Below are 16,821 nucleotides of genomic sequence, written 5' to 3'. Positions count from 1 at the left end.
GTTATTGATCACTCTCGTTGCTGTTTGAAATTTCAACTAATAGTTCTAAACTCTTCAATGCTTCACCTGATGCTAGAACCGTTTTTGCTAATTCAGCTGCCGCTTTTAAATTGTCAGCTTTACCATGTAAGTAAAGTAGGGCTGCACAGTTAATAATTACCGCACTGTTGTGGGCGGTTTGGCCGTTGCCAGACAAAATAGCTTTGATGATATCGGCATTTTCTTGTGGTGTACCACCTTTGATATCTTCAAGTTCATAACGGCTTAAACCAAAGTCTTCAGGCGTTACCACTTTATGTTCGAGTTTACCTTGGTTGATCTCACAGACATGCGTTTCACCGTGTAAGGCAATTTCGTCTAAGCCACTGCCATGAACAACCCAAGCACGTTCAACGCCGGTAAGCATTAAACTTTTTGCCATAGTCGGAATTAATGTTGGTGTATAAACTCCCATTAACATCACTTTTGGCGCAGCAGGGTTCACTAACGGGCCAAGAATATTAAATAACGTTCGAATGCCCATGGCTTTTCGCACCGGGCCAGCATATTTAAAACCCGGGTGGTAAGCAGGTGCATAAAGAAAGCAAAGGTTGGCTTGCGCTAAACATTTACTGGCCGTTTCGGGTGACATGGTTAAATTAACGCCAAATGCTTCGAGTAAATCGGCAGAGCCTGACATGCTGGAAACACTGCGGTTACCATGCTTTGCCATAGGTAAGCCACAAGCGGCGGCTAATATCGCTGCCGTGGTTGAAATGTTAATGGTATTTGCGCCGTCACCACCTGTGCCAACACAATCGCTAACCGCATGGGTTTGTAGTGGAAATGCTGTGGCATACTCACGAACAGCAACCGCTGCGCCGGCGATTTCTTCAGGCGTTTCACCTTTAATTTTTAGCGCGGTAAGTACGCTCGCGAGCAATTCAGGAGCAATGTTACCTTGCATAACATCGGCAAAAAATGTTTGTGCTTGTGACTGCGACAATGATTGACCATCGACTAATTTTTGTAGAATATTTTCCATGATTACTCCGTGTCCTGCTTGTTGCTCGTTGTTTTAGCATTCGATAAATATTGAATACTTTGCGCTAACAAGGTACTGCCATAGGTAGTTAAAATTGATTCTGGATGAAATTGAAAACCAATAATATTATCTTGCTTTTGGGCAATTGCCATTGGCAATTTTTCGCCGTTATCTGTGGTTAAATATGCCGTTGTTTCTAAAGCGTCTGGCATAGTTAACGCCACTAACGAATGGTAACGAGCAACAGGTAAAGGTTGTTGAATATCGCTAAATTCATCTTGTGCTGTGTGGGTAATATTTGAGGCTTTGCCATGCACGATTTCAGGTGCTCTACCAACCTTGCCACCATAATGTTCAATTAGCGCTTGATGGCCAAGACAAATACCTAATATTGGGAACTGGCCAACAGTAAGCTTGATTAACGCCATTAAACAGCCGGCATTCGCTGGTGTGCCTGGCCCAGGTGATAATACTAAAATTACCCCATTTGGGGTTTTTTGCTGTTTTTCTTGTAACTTTTGAAAAATAAAATCAGCACTTAAGGTATTGCGATAAATGGTTAATTGGTAGCCCAAGCAGCGAAATTCATCGACTAAGTTATAAGTAAATGAATCGAGGTTATCTAGCATGACTATTTCTGGAAGATAACTTGGTAAAGCGTCATTGGTGATAGTTGATGTTGTCATTATTTAACCTCCTTGTTGTTGAAGCTAATAATAAGTTCTTTGTTTTCCGCTTCATTAACGGCGCTAATTACCGCTTGTGCCTTTTGTCTGGTTTCATTGGCTTCTGATTGTGGATCAGAATCAAAAACCACACCCGCTCCAGCTTGTACTTGGGCAATATTATCTTTAACAAAAGCCGAGCGAATAACAATACAGGTGTCCATGTCACCATCACCCGTTAGGTAACCTACAGCGCCGCCATAGCTGCCGCGTCGTTTACCTTCTACTTGGCGAATCAGTGACGTCGCTTTTACTTTTGGTGCGCCTGAAAGTGTGCCCATATTCATACAGGCTTGGTAGGCATGTAATGCGTCAAGTTCATGTTCTAATGTGCCGCAAACACGAGATACTAAATGCATAACATGCGAGTATCGATCAACTTTGAGTAAATCAGCAACGTGGCGAGTTCCCGGCTGGCTTACTCTTGCTATGTCGTTACGCGCTAAATCAACCAGCATGATGTGCTCAGCTAACTCTTTTTTATCGAGGCGTAAATCAAGCTCTATGCGGCTATCTAAATCAGGTGACAAACTGCCATCGGCGTTAAAGCCGCGTGGTCGTGTACCCGCGATAGGGTAAATTTCAACTTGGCGATTACTTTGTTGATATTTCAATGCCGACTCTGGTGATGCGCCAAAAATACAAAAATCACTGTCTTGTAAATAGAACATATAAGGGCTTGGATTACGGCGTTTTAACGCTTTATAGGCGTTAAGGGTATTGGTACAAGGCAAACTAAAAGTACGAGAAGGTACAACTTGGAAAATATCACCAGCTAGAATGTTTTCTTTTAAATTGTTAACAATTTGGCAATAGGCTTGGTCGTCAATATCAGTGCTTAAATTATCGGTTGCAGTGCGCTGCGCTGATATTTTTGACACAAGTGCGGCACTAACATTATTAGCTAATGTTGCTTTAATTTCTTCTATTCTGGCAATTTGCGCTTGCTTAGCCTGAGAGTAATTTTCACCAGTAAAAATATTGGTAATCACTTCGCTTGATTGCTGTTCATGATCAATAACAATTAAGGTTTCTGCCAGGTAGAAAACAAAGTCGGGACAAGTGTTTTCGCCATCTGCCACGCTAGGTAATGCTTCGCTTACTGCCATCATATCAAAAGCAAAGGCGCCACCAAGAAATACTGAGAAAGGGTGACCAGTAAAATTAGTTAACTGTTGAAAAAGGCGTAAGCTTTGAAAGGGGTTAGTTGCGAGTAATCGAGAACGCTCATCTAATTGCTCAGCAACGTCTGAAAAGGTTGCTGTAAAGGCTTGCGTATCGATATTGGCGTTAGCAGAAACAGAGATAGCGGCTTCAGCGCTTAATTGTTGTTTAGCAAATGCTAAGGCATGCTCGCCGTTTATACTTAAGGCAGTAAAAGTGACTGAATTGCCATGACAAACAATTTTAACGGCAGTATCTGTTAGCAATAGACTTTTTAGTTGATGCTTTTTGTCAATTTCGGCTGACTCAAGCAATAAGGTATTTGCCTTTAGGCTGCCATTTTTACCGCCGCTTTTATTGTCACCTTCATCACCACATAAGGTGTGAAAAACAGCAAGTGGATCGCTTTGATAAGGCAAGTGTTCGGTAAAACTTGTAACCGCACCTAACTGCAGGTGTTGTTCGGCACTTTTATGTTGTTGGTTGTTCTTGTTCATTGTTATTGGTATTCCTAAATAGTTTTAAATACGGTCATCCAGCGTAAATAGGCAAAAGCCACCACAAAAACCAACGTTTAACTTTAATTCTTAACATGTTATCTCTCTAAAATTTTAATTTACAACTTAAAAAATCAACTTATTCTTAGTCAGATAAAAGCAAAAAACCCGCAATAAAATGCGGGTTTTCGGAATTTTTTACTTACAAGTAAACATCACAACCCACTTATGTCGAGTTATGCCACCACCAAATCAGAGAAATAGTTTGTTTTACTTGTATCATTATCTGTTTTATCTCAGTAAAATTGTTTTATTCACTTACCTAAATTTAGCTGCTGCCAATACCTTAGGTAGTTTTAAGTCCCTATAGAAGAACCGATTACACTTATGTTGTCAACCACTGATTTTAAAAATGATAAAGATTTATCAAGCTTGCGGGTTGACCTACATAGCCATACAAATTGTTCTGATGGTGCGCTTACGCCGCAAGAGCTTATAGAGCGGGCAGTTAACTTTCAAATTGATGTGTTAGCCATTACCGATCACGATACCGTTGCCGGTCTTGATAGTGCAAAACAAACTATTTTAGATAAAAATATTCCATTAACCTTAATTGATGGCATTGAAATATCAACCGAGTGGCAAGGTTTTGAAATTCATATTGTTGGTTTGAATATTGATACCCGTAATGCTGAGTTAACTGAGTTGATCAGCCAACAACAGCAACGCCGAGAAACACGTGCGCTGACCATGGGAGAAAAGTTAGCTAAATGTGGTTTTGCTGATGTTTATCAGCAAGCAAAAGCATTAGCAGGGGCAGGGTCGATTACTCGAGCCCACTTTGCAAAAGTATTATTACAGCAAGGCGCGGTTAGTAAAATGCAGGCGGCGTTTGATAAATATATCGGCAAAGGCAAGCGAGCTTATGTAAAACCTAATTGGTGCAGCATAGCTGATGCGGTAGCAACAATTCACGCTGCTGGCGGTGTTGCGGTAATGGCACACCCGATACGATATGACTTATCAACTAAATGGTTACGGCGCCTGATAGTTGACTTTAAGGCGGCAAATGGCAATGGTTTAGAAGTGGTTTTGCCGCAAATGAACAACGAACAACGAAAATTAATGCTAAGCTTTTGTTTAGAATATGATTTGCATGCATCTATGGGATCTGATTTTCATCAACCCAGTCGTTGGAGTGATTTAGGGCGTAATTTAACTATGCCTGAACAAGCAAACCCTATTTGGCAAATATGGTAAGCAGATACTCAATAACTTTACTAAGCATTGGAGCACACCATGAGTCAGTTTTTTTATGTTCACCCTGATAATCCGCAAGGGCGATTAATGAAGCAAGCCGCGGCTATTATTAGTCAAGGTGGTGTTATTGTTTACCCAACCGACTCTGGCTATGCCTTAGGTTGCCATATTGGTGATAAAAAAGCCCTAGAGCGTATTTGTCAAATTAGAGATATCGATAAAGAACATAACTTTACCTTAATGTGTTGTGATTTATCCGAGCTGTCTGAATATACCCGCGTTGATAATAGTGCGTTTCGGTTGTTAAAAAATAATACCCCAGGGCCTTATACCTTTATTTTTAAAGGCTCAAAAGAAGTGCCAAAACGTTTGTTGAACCCAAAACGTAAAACCATAGGTATCCGCGTACCTGATAACAATATTGCCCAAGCATTATTAGCTGAGCTCGGCGAGCCAATTATGTCGACTACTTTGATCATGCCGGGTGAAGATATGGCAGAGTTTGACCCTGAACATATTCGCGATTTATTAGAGCACCAAGTTGATTTAATTATTAATGGTGGCCACTTAGGCGAACACCCAACAACCGTGATTGATTTTTCCAATGATGATGTTGAAATTATTCGTGTGGGTGAAGGCGATCCAACGCCATTTCAATAACATAGACGTTTTCTGAAACTATTTAGCGCTTAAAATAATAAAATGTCAGATACCACTGAACTGCCAAAAATCAGCAAAAAATCCGATGATGAACAAGCGTCAGGGGTGATGCTACAGCAAGTATTACCCTTTGCCTTTATTCGTGGTGAAGCTGTGGTTGAAAAGCCGCAAGATTTATTTATTCCGCCGGACGCGCTAGAAGTTATTCTAGAAATGTTTGAAGGGCCGTTGGATTTACTGCTGTATTTAATTCGTAAACAAAAGTTTGATATTTTAGACCTTCCTATTGCTCCCATTACCACGCAATACATGGCCTATGTCGAATTGATGAAAGATATTAAGCTGGAATTGGCCGCTGAATATTTGGTAATGGCGTCAATATTGGCCGAGATCAAATCAAGGTTGTTACTGCCTAAACAAGCAGTGGAAGAGGAAGAAGGCGATCCGCGCGCTGAACTGGTTAGAAAACTGCAAGAATATGAAGTCATCAAAAACGCCGCAGAAAATATTGACGAGCTGCCACGTTTAGGCCGAGATAACTTTATTGCACAAGTAGAATTAGCCGATAATTTTGTGCCGAAAATTGAAAACACTAAGGTAGACATGGCGGAGTTAGTTGCGGCTTTACAGGGCGTTATTAAACGCACACAAGCGTTTGAGCATCATCACATTCAAAAAGAGTCGTTATCAACTCGTGAACGTATGGCACATATTTTAGCGACTTTGAAAAATGCCAAAGATAAAAATACTTATATTGATTTTAGCGACTTATTCACCGTAGAAGAAGGTAAACACGGTGTTGTAGTTACATTTTTGGCTATATTAGAACTAATTAAAGAATCGCTAATTGATTGTTTACAAACACAAGTTTATGGTCGATTACGGGTATGTTTACCTAAACTTGCAGAATGAAATACTTACAGCGACTAAATAACCGAGCCCTATGAACGATAGAATACGTTTTAAAGACATTGATGATGACAAATTACAGCGCTTAGTTGAAGCGGCACTATTTGTTGCCGATAAACCGCTATCTGTACAGCTAATTAAACGTGATTTTTTAGTCGAATATCGTGTTAGTAACCTTCGAATTCGTGATATCATTATCGCACTTCAGGCACACTATAAAGGTCGCGGTGTTGAGTTAAACAAGGTTGCCTCGGGTTACCGTTTTCAAACACCGACCGAGTTAAGTGAAGACTTAGCTCACCTTTACAAGGAAAAAGCACCAAAATATTCACGGGCAATATTGGAAACTTTGGCATTAATTGCCTATAAACAACCGATAACGCGTGGTGAAATTGAAGATATTCGTGGAGTTGCCGTTAGTAGTAATATCATTAAAACGCTAACGGAACGAAATTGGATTAAAACAGTTGGGCATAAGGAAGTTCCCGGTCGACCAGTGTTATACGCAAGTACGCAAGAATTTCTTGATTACTTTTCACTAACCTCACTTGACCAATTACCAGAACTGATGCCAACGGCAGAGTTAACTGGCTAAAGCTTTTATTAGCACAGAATTAAAACGCAGGGGCTTATACAAAGAGTATAATTCCTCGAAACTTAGAGAGACAGAAACGTAGTGAAAGTAATGGCTAGCAAATTACTTTTATAAAGTTACTGACGTAAGAGAGTTAAGACAGATGTCTGAAAAATTGCAAAAAGTATTAGCGCGCGCAGGCGCAGGTTCACGCCGAGAAATGGAAACTTATATCAGTGCTGGTCGAGTTAGCGTTGATGGTAAGACCGCTTATTTAGGCGACCGTGTTGAAGGTAATGAACTGATCCGTGTTGATGGCCATCAAATTAAACTTAAACCTTTAGAAGATGATTTGTGCCGAGTATTGATGTACAACAAGCCTGAAGGTGAAATGTGTACTCGTAAAGATCCTGAAGGCCGTCCAACGGTATTTGATCGTTTACCTAAACTTGAAGGTAGCCGCTGGATTGCAGTAGGGCGTTTAGATATTAACACTTCAGGTATGTTGCTTTTCACTACCGATGGTGAACTTGCCAACCGTTTAATGCATCCATCTAAACAAGTTGAACGTGAATACGCAGTGCGGGTATTTGGTGAAGTTAATGAGGCTATGTTGCAAACCTTACGCCATGGTGTGAAGTTGGAAGACGGCCCTGCTAAGTTTCAAAAAATAACCTATCGTGGCGGTGAAGGGCGTAACCATTGGTTCCATGTGGTGCTTTCTGAAGGACGTAATCGTGAAGTTCGTCGTTTATGGGAAAGCCAAGATGTACAAGTGAGTCGCTTAATTCGAGTGCGTTATGGTGACTTGGAAATGAAGCGTCAATTACCGTTAGGTGGTTGGACTGAACTAAATTTAAAAGACGTTAACTACTACCGTAAATTAGTTGATTTACCGCTTGAAACGCAAAGCAAGGTTAAGGTTGACGAAAAAGCGATGGATAATGCCAAAAGTCGCAGAATTCGTCGTTCAGTGAAAAAACATCAACATCGCAGCCAGCAAGCGACACGACGTCGACCTAACAAAAAGTAAATTTAACAATGACAGATTGTTAGAAATATTTTCATATTTCAGTTAGTCTGTCATTTTACAATGTTAGTGTCCGTGTATAGTGATACAGTTTTTAAAGCCGGATAAACAGCTTAAATAGGATATTAAGTGCAAGCAGTTCTTGAAAAAATTTATGTCGAAGATGCTCAACAATTACACCTAATTTGCCAATCATATACGCAAGCCGAACTTCTCGCGATTGATACTGAATTCGTTCGTACGCGCACGTTATACCCTAAGTTGGGCCTTATCCAGATAAATGACGGCAAAACACTGGCATTAGTTGACCCTGTGGCAATAGCAGATTTAACACCGTTTTGGCAGTTAATGGAAAATGCCAATATTGTCAAAGTGCTGCATGCATGTTCAGAAGACTTGGAAGTATTTCTAACGGCGGGTAATTGTCGACCCGTTAATTTAATTGATAGTCAAATTATCATGGCATTTTTGGGCCATGGTTTATCTTTGGGCTATGCAGCGATGATCGCCCACTATACCGGCATTGAATTAGATAAGTCCGAGTCTCGCACTGACTGGATGAAAAGGCCGCTGACCGAAAAGCAGCTTAAATATGCGGAAGCTGATGTTGAACACTTATTTAACATTTTGCCTAAGTTAATGGCGGATATAGAGGCTTCTGGTTGGTTACCTGCCGCGAAGCAAGAAAGTGAATTGATGATTGAGCGTAAGTTTAGCGCTGTTGATGAATCGCAACTCTATAAAAATATCAAAATGGCATGGCGTTTAAACCCCGTGCAACTTTACCGATTGCAGCAATTAGCGATTTGGCGTTATCAGCAAGCGAAACAAAAAGATCGTCCTATTGGCTTTATCGCCAAAGATCACACGCTATTAGCTTTGGCGCAAATTAACCCAAGCAGTGTTGGTGCCATGGCAAGTATTGAAGGGGTTGAACTACTGGATGTTAGACATAAAGGTAAAGCCATGCTGATGGTTTTAAAACGTGCAAATGATAACGTTGATGCCAAGTTACCTGAGCAAATTGTTCGCCTTGATGAATATCCAGGTTACAAACAAAACTTCAAAAAAGTTAAAAGTTTTATTAGTTTAGTCGGCACCGAAGCTAATTTGTTAGTTGAAAACTTGGCCTCGAAAAAACAAATTAATCAATTTCTTTCTTGGCACTTTAAGCTTAACGGTACTGAAAATAATGTCCATTTAGTCGACATTATGCAAGGTTGGCGCAAGCCGCTATTAGGTGATAAGTTATTAGCTTTTGCGGAAAATGATTTCAAATAGCGTTCGTTTCGAATAAATTTTTACATAACAGTTCATCTGTTTTTATATTGTTGTGATAGCTTAATAATTTAAAGTTAAGCAAAATATTTTAACAAAATTCCATAAACCATTTTTATCATAGGTCTCCATTATGCTGTGTAGTGTTTATAAAAGTTCAAAAAAAGCACAAACTTATCTTTTTATTAATAAACGAGATGATTTCTCTGACGTTCCTGAAGCGCTAATGAAAATGTTTGGTACGCCTGTGATGGTGACCGTACTTAATCTCGCCACCAAAACAAAATTGGGTTTTGCAGATCTTGATAAAGTGAAAGAGAACTTATCCTCCCAAGGTTACTACCTGCAGCTAACGCCACCAGAAGAAGATATGTTAAAAGAACATAAAGAAAAAATGAAAAGTGATAATAAGAGCAAAGCTGCAAGTGAGGGTGAGTAATGCCTTATATCAAATCAGTAAGAACACTTACGCTTTCGCTTTGTTTGGCGTTTTTCTCTCAATCGAGCTTAGCGGCTGACGAAAAAGTTGCTGCAGCAAAGGGCAAAGCAAGTTTTGAACAATATATTCAAAGTCTAAAGCAAGAAGCGATTGCGAAAGGCTTTGAACAGGCATTAATTGATGAGTCTTTTGCTAATGTGACTTTTCACAAGCGCGCAGTGAAAGCGGACCGCAATCAACCTGAAAAAGTTGAAACACTGGATACTTATTTACCGAAACGTTTACCTAAGTGGAAGGTAAAGCGTGCTCGTGATATGTACAAAAAACATCAAGTATTGTTAGAAAAAGTAGCGACCGAATACGGCGTACAAGCACGTTTTATTGTGGCTCTTTGGGGCTTAGAAACCAACTTTGGTAAAATTATGGGTAACTACAATGTTATCTCTGCTTTATCAACTTTGGCTTATGAAGGACGTAGAGAAGTATTCTTTAAAAAGCAATTATGGGCGGCGTTAAAAATTCTAAAAGAAGGCCATATTAATATAGCCAATATGAAAGGCTCTTGGGCTGGCGCAATGGGACAAAATCAGTTTATGCCAACATCATTTGTAGCTTATGCTGTTGACGGTGACGGCGATGGTAAAAAAGACATTTGGGCTAACCAAGCAGATATATTTTCCTCAATGGCTAACTATTTAAAGAAAGAAGGCTGGAACGATGAATTGACCTGGGGCCGTCAGGTTAAATTACCAAGTGATTTTGATACGGCATTAGCGATACCTAAAAATACAGGTGGCCGTAAAAATTGGCTTAAAGCTTGGGCGAAAACTGAAAAAACTTTGGCGCAATGGCAAGCGTTAGGTATACGTCGCACAGATGGCACTAATTTACCTAATGTTGATATAAAGGCGGCATTGGTATTTCCTGATGATGCTAATGGCCGTGCATATCTTGCTTATAATAACTACAAAAGTTTAATGCATTGGAACTTATCCTATTATTTTGTCAGCTCGGTTGGACATTTATCCGATCATATTAAATTTCCACCTATTCAGTAAACGGCATTCAGTAAATGGGAATGAGCTAACACTATGAGCAAGAAAAATAATCGTTCAGCGGCCAAGGTGAAAAAAGTTGTTATTGAGCGCTTTTGGGAAACGAAATCATTAGATGAAATGACCCGACCAGAATGGGAGTCGCTTTGTGATGGTTGCGCTAAGTGCTGTCTGCATAAGTTCATTGATGATGAAAATACTACCGATGAAACGGAGTTTATGCCAACGACGCACATCGGCGAAAATGAGCAGATGAATTACTCCAATATTGCTTGTTATTTATTGAATGACAAAAGTTGCCAGTGCTCTAAGTACGAGCAGCGCACGGAATTAGTGCCTGATTGTGTGCAGTTAACGCAAGAAAATCTTGATGATGTATTTTTTATGCCGCCAAGCTGTACCTATCGTCGATTAAAAGAAGGTCGAGGTATGCCGTCGTGGCACCCGTTGTTAAACAAAGGTAAAAAATCAGCCATGCACAAAGCCGGCATGTCAGTGCGTGGCAAAATTGTCAAAGATGACGATGTTGAGTTAGAAGACTTTCCTGATCATATTGTTATTTGGCCGCTACACGATATAGATTAAATAAGATTAATCGGCATTATTTCTTTATTGTCTTTAGCGACTTACTCAAGTGGGGTTAGTTCAGCCAAATAACGTTGACCATTTTCAACGTAATGCATGGCTGATTTGGTAAACATTGCTTGAGTAGAATCATCTAGGGCTTTGACCACTTTTGCCGGTGAGCCAAGTGCTAAATGTCCGTCTGGAACTTCCATGTTTTCCGTGATCAGGCTATTGGCGCCAATTAAGCAGTTTTTACCAATTTTAGCGCCGTTTAGTATCACCGCATTCATACCTATTAACGTATTCTCGCCTATGGTACAGCCATGTAACATCACTTTATGCCCGACGGTAACATTGCTGCCGATTGACATCGGGAACTTAGCATCAACATGTAAAATTGAACCGTCTTGAATATTGGTGTTTTCGCCAATATTGATGCTAGCAAGGTCGGCTCGAATAACAACATTAAACCAAATGCTCGCTTGCGCGCCGAGTGTTACATCACCAATTAGTGTAGCATTTGGCGCAATAAAATTACTGTCGGTTAAGTTAGGTGCTACGTCAGCGAGTCGGTAGATCATTTTTTCGTCCTTATCATTATTAACCTCTTCATCTTAATCTATAAATACATCACAGCAAACTAGACCTTTGGTTGAGATCAAACAACAATCATTTTCGCTAAGTTATATTGAAAATAACTAAGCTTAATGTATGAAAAGTAGACGGATAATGGTAAAACATTAAGCGAATAAAAATAAATATATCTGTTTTAGGATCTGTTGATTGAATTACCTAGCCACAAATCGTGTTGATTTAACTAAGTGCTTTTTGCGAAAGGGTTGTGATAAAAAGGGTGAATTATGATTATTGGTATACCGAAAGAGACCGTTAGCGGTGAAAATCGAGTCGCAAGCTCGCCAACCGCCGTAACCGCGCTAGTTAAACTTGGCTTTGAAGTGCAAGTGCAAAAAGGCTCAGGCACAAAAGCAAGTTTTACCGATCAAGAGTTTGTTGATGCAGGTGCAAGTCTAGCAACTAAAAAGAATGTCTGGCAGTCCGATATCATCTATAAAGTTAACTGCCCTAACATTGAAGAAATAGCGGCAATGAAAGACGGTGCTCATCTGGTTAGTTTTATCGCCCCTGCACAAAATACCGCTATTTTAGAAGCGTTAAAAGATAAAGGAATTACCACTTTGGCAATGGAAATGGTGCCGCGCATGACACGAAGTCAGTCAATGGATGCGCTGAGTTCTATGGCAAACATTGCTGGTTACCGTGCAGTTATTGAAGCCACCCATCATTTTGGACGCTTTTTAACCGGTCAAATTACCGCCGCAGGTAAAATGGCACCGGCGAAAGTGATGATTATTGGTGCTGGTGTTGCCGGGCTGGCGGCAATAGGCACTGCGGGTAGTTTAGGCGCGATAGTGAGAGCATTTGATACCCGCCCGGAAGTAAAAGAACAAATTGAAAGTATGGGGGCAGAATTTTTAGAGCTTGATTATGAAGAGCCTGAAGACACTGGCTCAGGTGATGGTTACGCAAAAGAAATGAGCCAAGCTTTTATTGATGCAGAAATGGCATTATTCGCTGAGCAAGCAAAAGATGTTGATATTATTATCACCACGGCGATGATCCCTGGCAAACCAGCACCTAAGCTGATCACTGCTGAGATGGTTGAATCAATGAAAACAGGCAGTATTGTTGTTGATTTAGCCGCAGCGGGTGGCGGCAACTGTGAATTAACCCAAGCAGGTAAAGTGGTTAATGCTAATGGCGTTAAAATCATAGGTTACACCGACCTTGTTTCTCGCTTACCGAATCAATCTTCACAGCTCTATGCAAATAACTTAGTGAGTTTGACAAAACTTTTGTGTAAAGAAAAAGACGGTAGTTTGAATATTGATTTTGATGATGTTGTTATTCGCAATATGACGGTCGTTAAACAAAATGAAATTACTTACCCACCACCGCCGATCCAAGTGAGTGCGGCACCCTCAGCACCAAAAGTAGAAGCAAAGCAACCAGTTGCAACTAAAGTTGAAGAGCCGGTAAGCCAAAGTAAAAAGCATGCTTTTATGGCGGTTGGGGCATTATTGTTTGCTTGGGTAGCAAGTGTTGCTCCTGCTGACTTTTTATCACATTTCACGGTTTTTGTGCTTGCATGTGTTATCGGTTACAACGTCGTGTGGAATGTTAGCCATTCACTGCATACACCGTTAATGAGTGTCACTAATGCAATATCCGGCATTATTGTCGTCGGGGCTGTATTACAGGTCGGCAATAGCAACCCTTTAATACAATTGCTTGCCGGTATCGCAATACTTATTGCCACTATCAATATTGTTGGTGGCTTTGTAGTCACTAAACGCATGTTAAAAATGTTTAGAAAATAAGGGCGCTGCAATGGAATTTTCTCAAGGTTTAATTAGCGCAGCGTATATTATTGCTGCGTTACTGTTTATTTTTAGTTTATCGGGCTTAAGCAAACAGCAAACAGCTGAAACGGGCAATTGGTACGGTATTGTCGGTATGGCAATTGCGCTTATCGCAACGATTGCCGATCCTCGTGTTGATAATGTTTGGATCATTTTGGTCACTATGGTGATAGGTGCCAGTATCGGTTTACAACTTGCTAAAAAAGTTGAGATGACGCAAATGCCGGAATTGGTGGCAATATTGCACAGTTTTGTTGGTTTAGCAGCGGTACTTGTAGGGTTCAACAGTTATTTCGAAATGGACCATTCGGTGATGGCAAGCTTTACAGCTAGCCAGCAAATGGCAACCAATATTCATTTAGTGGAAGTATTTCTTGGCGTTTTTATTGGCGCAGTAACTTTTACGGGTTCTATTGTTGCTTTTGGTAAGTTACGAGGCATTATTAATTCTGCCGCGTTAATGTTGCCTCATCGTCATAAACTCAATTTAGCTGCCGGTGTGGTGTCATTTATTTTGATGGTGATGTTTGTACAACAAGGGGGCGGTAATGGCGCATTATTTTTAATGACCTTTATTGCCTTTGCTTTTGGCTGGCACCTAGTGGCATCTATTGGTGGCGCAGATATGCCGGTAGTTGTTTCTATGCTCAATTCCTATTCTGGTTGGGCAGCAGCCGCAGCTGGCTTTATGTTAAATAATGATTTGTTAATTGTGACTGGGGCGCTAGTTGGCTCATCAGGGGCTATTCTCTCTTATATCATGTGTAAGGCAATGAACCGCTCGTTTATTAGTGTTATCGCGGGTGGTTTTGGTACCGATGTGGTTGTTGATACCGATGTTGATTACGGTGAGCATATCGAAGTTAATGCCGATGCGGTTGCCGATATGTTGCGTGGTGCAAAATCAGTGATCATTACCCCAGGTTACGGAATGGCCGTTGCTCAAGCGCAATATCCGGTTTATGAAATGACGCAAGCATTAAAAGATAAAGGCATAGATGTGCGTTTTGCTATTCATCCGGTCGCTGGGCGATTACCAGGACATATGAATGTACTCTTGGCGGAAGCAAAAGTGCCTTACGATATTGTGTTAGGAATGGATGAGATCAATGATGATTTTCCGGATACCGATGTGGTGTTAGTGATAGGTGCAAATGATACGGTCAACCCTGCGGCAGCTGAAGATCCAACCAGCCCGATAGCCGGCATGCCGGTGTTAGAAGTATGGCAGGCCAAAAATGTTGTGGTATTTAAACGTTCTATGAACACAGGTTATGCTGGTGTGCAAAATCCATTGTTCTTTAAAGAAAATACGCAAATGCTGTTTGGTGATGCCAAGGACTCAGTAGAGCAAATATTTAAAGCGCTTTAATAATCGTCAACAAAACAATAAAGTGCCATTTTTTAGCGGCACTTTTTTATTGCTACTATTTTAAGTACTTTAGGGTGTTACACTAAAGCGGCCAAACATTCGCTTGCCACTTCCTGTGCAAGTAATATAGCTTCTTGATATAGCTCTTCCTCATTGAGCTTAAAGTGTTCTACCCGTTTAATCGCTTGTGGCAGACCCAAATTTGCTGCATTTATTAACCAGGCTAAACCCAATACGGGCGCTTCTTCAACACCTTCAGCCAAAAAATATGCTCGACCTAAGGCGCCCATTGCTTGAACATGCCCGAGCGTGGCTGCTTTTTTAAAAACTAGAAATGCTTGTGCTTTATCATTATGCTCTCGCATAGCAAGTGCTTGTTGATAGAGTTGCTCAATTTCACCGTCGTAAGAAGAACTTACTGATGCTGTGTCATCAATTTGCATATCTAATGTAACATCATCACTTTTTGCGTTTTTATCGGCAATATCGTTGATGTTACTATCTATATTGATAACATCCTCATTAAATATTTCTTTATAATTTCCCGAGTTTTTCGACAATGTAACAAGTTCAAATATCACGTTATCGTACTTATTTGTTAGTTGAGCTATGGTTTGTTGTTGTGCGGCTATTTGTTGCTTGAAATAAGCTATTTCTTGCTCTTTTTTCTCTAATTGCTTATTCAGTTGGGAGGTTTGGTTTGCATGATTGTCTTGCAACAGATTGATGTGATTATTATGTGCATCATCTAAGCGGCTTTGTTGTTGGCTATTACTTTGTTCAAACCTATGCATAATAGCTAAGACATTTTTATCGTAATTTTCTTTCATTTTCTCGAACCATTTAAATATTTGGCTCGGCGCTTTCTCGTTGCTGCCTGACATAAAACATTCCTTGTTTATTAACTCTAACAACACTATTTTATCTGCGTTTTATTTATCTAATACAACTGCGTTTCTAGCTTATATTAGCTAACGAAATATTACAAAACAAAATAACTAACCTCATAATAGTAAAAGGTAACAAGTTGTAAATTATAAAAAATAAATATATTTTTCAATTTATTACTTGCAAAAATATTTTCATGGCATATCTTTAATTAGTACATAAGTTCAGTGAAGAACAATAACAATCGCTAAGGATATGCATGTTTGAATTTCCCTCTCAGTTAACAATTGTGCAAGTAGAAGCCTGCCGTATTGCTCTTCTCGAAGAAATAGACAATACCGACATTATTGAATTTGATGATAGTGCTATTGAGCGAATTGATACATTAGGCGCACAGCTTATCTTAGCTAGTGTTATCTACATTGCTGCACAAAATAAACAGCTTGTTTGGCAATCTACCTCGAAAATTATTAAACAAAGTTTTGAACAATTAGGTTTTAAAGACGCAATATTGCAGCAATATTTTGCAGCATAGTTTTTATTATTTTTAACATTTGTAAAGGAATTGAAATGTCGAAGATTTTAGTTGTGGATGATTCTAACTCTATACGCGACATGGTTAGTTTTACCTTGAAAAATTCAGGTTATCAAACCGTTGAAGCACATGATGGCCAAGACGGCCTATCAAAGGCACAAACAGATGCATTTGATCTTGTTATCACTGACGTCAATATGCCAAATATGGATGGCATTACGCTTTGCCAAGAATTACGAAAGTTAGCAAGTTTTCAATATACGCCAATCTTAATGTTAACCACTGAAAGCTCAACTGACATGAAGCAAAGAGGTAAAGCTGCCGGCGCAACGGGTTGGTTAGTAAAACCTTTTAATCCCGATAAGCTAATTGCAACAATTAAACGTGTTGTGCGGTAATTACT

General features: G+C 40.0%; 18 protein-coding genes. 13 read left to right on the top strand and 5 right to left on the bottom strand.

What is annotated here, in order from left to right; translation table 11 throughout:
- Position 1: 1 nt before the first annotated feature.
- From trpD to AC27JP_RS09715, 3 genes are read right to left on the bottom strand one after another with little or no spacing between them, the layout of a single operon-like run.
- Positions 2–1,024, bottom strand: a complete 1,023-nt coding sequence (trpD, locus tag AC27JP_RS09725) for an anthranilate phosphoribosyltransferase (RefSeq protein ID WP_487114495.1) — start codon at positions 1,022–1,024, stop codon at positions 2–4.
- A gap of 2 nt (positions 1,025–1,026) precedes the next feature.
- Positions 1,027–1,710, bottom strand: coding sequence for an aminodeoxychorismate/anthranilate synthase component II (locus AC27JP_RS09720; protein WP_487114493.1), 684 nt, complete (start codon positions 1,708–1,710; stop codon positions 1,027–1,029).
- Positions 1,710–3,410: an anthranilate synthase component 1 gene (locus AC27JP_RS09715; RefSeq protein WP_487114491.1), complete on the bottom strand. Its 1,701-nt coding sequence runs from the start codon at positions 3,408–3,410 to the stop codon at positions 1,710–1,712. The genes AC27JP_RS09720 and AC27JP_RS09715 overlap by 1 nt, the downstream gene beginning before the upstream one ends.
- A gap of 387 nt (positions 3,411–3,797) precedes the next feature.
- Here AC27JP_RS09715 and rnm point away from each other — a divergent pair, with 387 nt between their 5' ends.
- From rnm to AC27JP_RS09670, 9 genes are all read left to right on the top strand, one after another.
- Positions 3,798–4,670 carry an RNase RNM gene (rnm, locus tag AC27JP_RS09710; RefSeq protein ID WP_487114489.1) on the top strand — a complete coding sequence of 291 codons (873 nt, stop codon included), beginning with the start codon at positions 3,798–3,800 and terminating at the stop codon, positions 4,668–4,670.
- 39 nt (positions 4,671–4,709) lie between these two features.
- Complete coding sequence (locus AC27JP_RS09705; protein WP_487114487.1) at positions 4,710–5,330, top strand: L-threonylcarbamoyladenylate synthase; 621 nt, start codon at positions 4,710–4,712, stop codon at positions 5,328–5,330.
- Between the two features lie 42 nt (positions 5,331–5,372).
- Positions 5,373–6,242: a segregation and condensation protein A gene (locus AC27JP_RS09700; protein ID WP_487114485.1), complete on the top strand. Its 870-nt coding sequence runs from the start codon at positions 5,373–5,375 to the stop codon at positions 6,240–6,242.
- 31 nt (positions 6,243–6,273) lie between these two features.
- The gene (gene scpB, locus AC27JP_RS09695; protein ID WP_487114483.1) at positions 6,274–6,834 is read left to right on the top strand and encodes an SMC-Scp complex subunit ScpB; all 561 of its coding nucleotides are present in this window, start codon (positions 6,274–6,276) and stop codon (positions 6,832–6,834) included.
- A 142-nt stretch (positions 6,835–6,976) separates the two neighbouring features.
- Positions 6,977–7,846 carry a 23S rRNA pseudouridine(2605) synthase RluB gene (gene rluB, locus AC27JP_RS09690; protein WP_487114481.1) on the top strand — a complete coding sequence of 290 codons (870 nt, stop codon included), beginning with the start codon at positions 6,977–6,979 and terminating at the stop codon, positions 7,844–7,846.
- Between the two features lie 126 nt (positions 7,847–7,972).
- The gene (rnd, locus tag AC27JP_RS09685) at positions 7,973–9,124 is read left to right on the top strand and encodes a ribonuclease D (protein ID WP_487114480.1); all 1,152 of its coding nucleotides are present in this window, start codon (positions 7,973–7,975) and stop codon (positions 9,122–9,124) included.
- Positions 9,125–9,254: 130 nt separating this feature from the next.
- On the top strand, positions 9,255–9,560 hold the full coding sequence (locus AC27JP_RS09680; protein WP_487114478.1) for a YcgL domain-containing protein: 306 nt from the start codon (positions 9,255–9,257) through the stop codon (positions 9,558–9,560).
- On the top strand, positions 9,560–10,618 hold the full coding sequence (locus AC27JP_RS09675) for a lytic murein transglycosylase (protein WP_487114476.1): 1,059 nt from the start codon (positions 9,560–9,562) through the stop codon (positions 10,616–10,618). Before AC27JP_RS09680 ends, AC27JP_RS09675 begins: the two co-directional genes overlap by 1 nt.
- 33 nt (positions 10,619–10,651) lie before the next feature.
- Positions 10,652–11,200, top strand: coding sequence for a YcgN family cysteine cluster protein (locus tag AC27JP_RS09670; RefSeq protein ID WP_487114473.1), 549 nt, complete (start codon positions 10,652–10,654; stop codon positions 11,198–11,200).
- A gap of 41 nt (positions 11,201–11,241) precedes the next feature.
- On the opposite strand, the gene AC27JP_RS09665 is transcribed toward AC27JP_RS09670, so the two are convergent.
- Positions 11,242–11,763 (bottom strand): gamma carbonic anhydrase family protein, encoded by a 522-nt coding sequence (locus tag AC27JP_RS09665; RefSeq protein WP_487114471.1) that lies wholly within the window; start codon positions 11,761–11,763, stop codon positions 11,242–11,244.
- Between the two features lie 279 nt (positions 11,764–12,042).
- Between AC27JP_RS09665 and AC27JP_RS09660 the strand changes: the two genes are divergently transcribed.
- Both AC27JP_RS09660 and pntB read left to right on the top strand, forming a co-directional pair.
- Positions 12,043–13,581 carry a Re/Si-specific NAD(P)(+) transhydrogenase subunit alpha gene (locus AC27JP_RS09660; RefSeq protein WP_487114469.1) on the top strand — a complete coding sequence of 513 codons (1,539 nt, stop codon included), beginning with the start codon at positions 12,043–12,045 and terminating at the stop codon, positions 13,579–13,581.
- A gap of 10 nt (positions 13,582–13,591) precedes the next feature.
- Positions 13,592–14,995: a Re/Si-specific NAD(P)(+) transhydrogenase subunit beta gene (pntB, locus tag AC27JP_RS09655; protein ID WP_487114467.1), complete on the top strand. Its 1,404-nt coding sequence runs from the start codon at positions 13,592–13,594 to the stop codon at positions 14,993–14,995.
- A gap of 77 nt (positions 14,996–15,072) precedes the next feature.
- On the opposite strand, the gene AC27JP_RS09650 is transcribed toward pntB, so the two are convergent.
- On the bottom strand, positions 15,073–15,879 hold the full coding sequence (locus AC27JP_RS09650; RefSeq protein WP_487114465.1) for a hypothetical protein: 807 nt from the start codon (positions 15,877–15,879) through the stop codon (positions 15,073–15,075).
- Positions 15,880–16,142: 263 nt separating this feature from the next.
- Here AC27JP_RS09650 and AC27JP_RS09645 point away from each other — a divergent pair, with 263 nt between their 5' ends.
- The gene (locus tag AC27JP_RS09645) at positions 16,143–16,418 is read left to right on the top strand and encodes an STAS domain-containing protein (protein WP_487114463.1); all 276 of its coding nucleotides are present in this window, start codon (positions 16,143–16,145) and stop codon (positions 16,416–16,418) included.
- Positions 16,419–16,453: 35 nt separating this feature from the next.
- On the top strand, positions 16,454–16,816 hold the full coding sequence (locus AC27JP_RS09640) for a response regulator (protein WP_487114461.1): 363 nt from the start codon (positions 16,454–16,456) through the stop codon (positions 16,814–16,816).
- The last annotated feature ends 5 nt before the right edge of the window (positions 16,817–16,821 follow it).

This window comes from Colwellia sp. SU-HH01172 (genome assembly GCF_057553355.1).
This window is presented reverse-complemented; position numbering and strand designations above follow the sequence as displayed.

Excerpts from the sequence above, each read along its gene's own strand:
- AC27JP_RS09670 (WP_487114473.1), top strand. The coding sequence starts at position 10,652 with ATGAGCAAGAAAAATAATCGTTCAGCGGCCAAGGTGAAAAAAGTTGTT.
- AC27JP_RS09665 (WP_487114471.1), bottom strand. The coding sequence starts at position 11,763 with ATGATCTACCGACTCGCTGACGTAGCACCTAACTTAACCGACAGTAAT.
- rnm (WP_487114489.1), top strand. The coding sequence starts at position 3,798 with ATGTTGTCAACCACTGATTTTAAAAATGATAAAGATTTATCAAGCTTG.
- AC27JP_RS09640 (WP_487114461.1), top strand. The coding sequence starts at position 16,454 with ATGTCGAAGATTTTAGTTGTGGATGATTCTAACTCTATACGCGACATG.
- AC27JP_RS09715 (WP_487114491.1), bottom strand. The coding sequence starts at position 3,410 with ATGAACAAGAACAACCAACAACATAAAAGTGCCGAACAACACCTGCAG.
- AC27JP_RS09680 (WP_487114478.1), top strand. The coding sequence starts at position 9,255 with ATGCTGTGTAGTGTTTATAAAAGTTCAAAAAAAGCACAAACTTATCTT.
- AC27JP_RS09675 (WP_487114476.1), top strand. The coding sequence starts at position 9,560 with ATGCCTTATATCAAATCAGTAAGAACACTTACGCTTTCGCTTTGTTTG.
- scpB (WP_487114483.1), top strand. The coding sequence starts at position 6,274 with ATGAACGATAGAATACGTTTTAAAGACATTGATGATGACAAATTACAG.
- AC27JP_RS09650 (WP_487114465.1), bottom strand. The coding sequence starts at position 15,879 with ATGTCAGGCAGCAACGAGAAAGCGCCGAGCCAAATATTTAAATGGTTC.
- pntB (WP_487114467.1), top strand. The coding sequence starts at position 13,592 with ATGGAATTTTCTCAAGGTTTAATTAGCGCAGCGTATATTATTGCTGCG.
- AC27JP_RS09700 (WP_487114485.1), top strand. The coding sequence starts at position 5,373 with ATGTCAGATACCACTGAACTGCCAAAAATCAGCAAAAAATCCGATGAT.
- trpD (WP_487114495.1), bottom strand. The coding sequence starts at position 1,024 with ATGGAAAATATTCTACAAAAATTAGTCGATGGTCAATCATTGTCGCAG.
- AC27JP_RS09720 (WP_487114493.1), bottom strand. The coding sequence starts at position 1,710 with ATGACAACATCAACTATCACCAATGACGCTTTACCAAGTTATCTTCCA.
- AC27JP_RS09645 (WP_487114463.1), top strand. The coding sequence starts at position 16,143 with ATGTTTGAATTTCCCTCTCAGTTAACAATTGTGCAAGTAGAAGCCTGC.
- AC27JP_RS09705 (WP_487114487.1), top strand. The coding sequence starts at position 4,710 with ATGAGTCAGTTTTTTTATGTTCACCCTGATAATCCGCAAGGGCGATTA.
- rluB (WP_487114481.1), top strand. The coding sequence starts at position 6,977 with ATGTCTGAAAAATTGCAAAAAGTATTAGCGCGCGCAGGCGCAGGTTCA.
- AC27JP_RS09660 (WP_487114469.1), top strand. The coding sequence starts at position 12,043 with ATGATTATTGGTATACCGAAAGAGACCGTTAGCGGTGAAAATCGAGTC.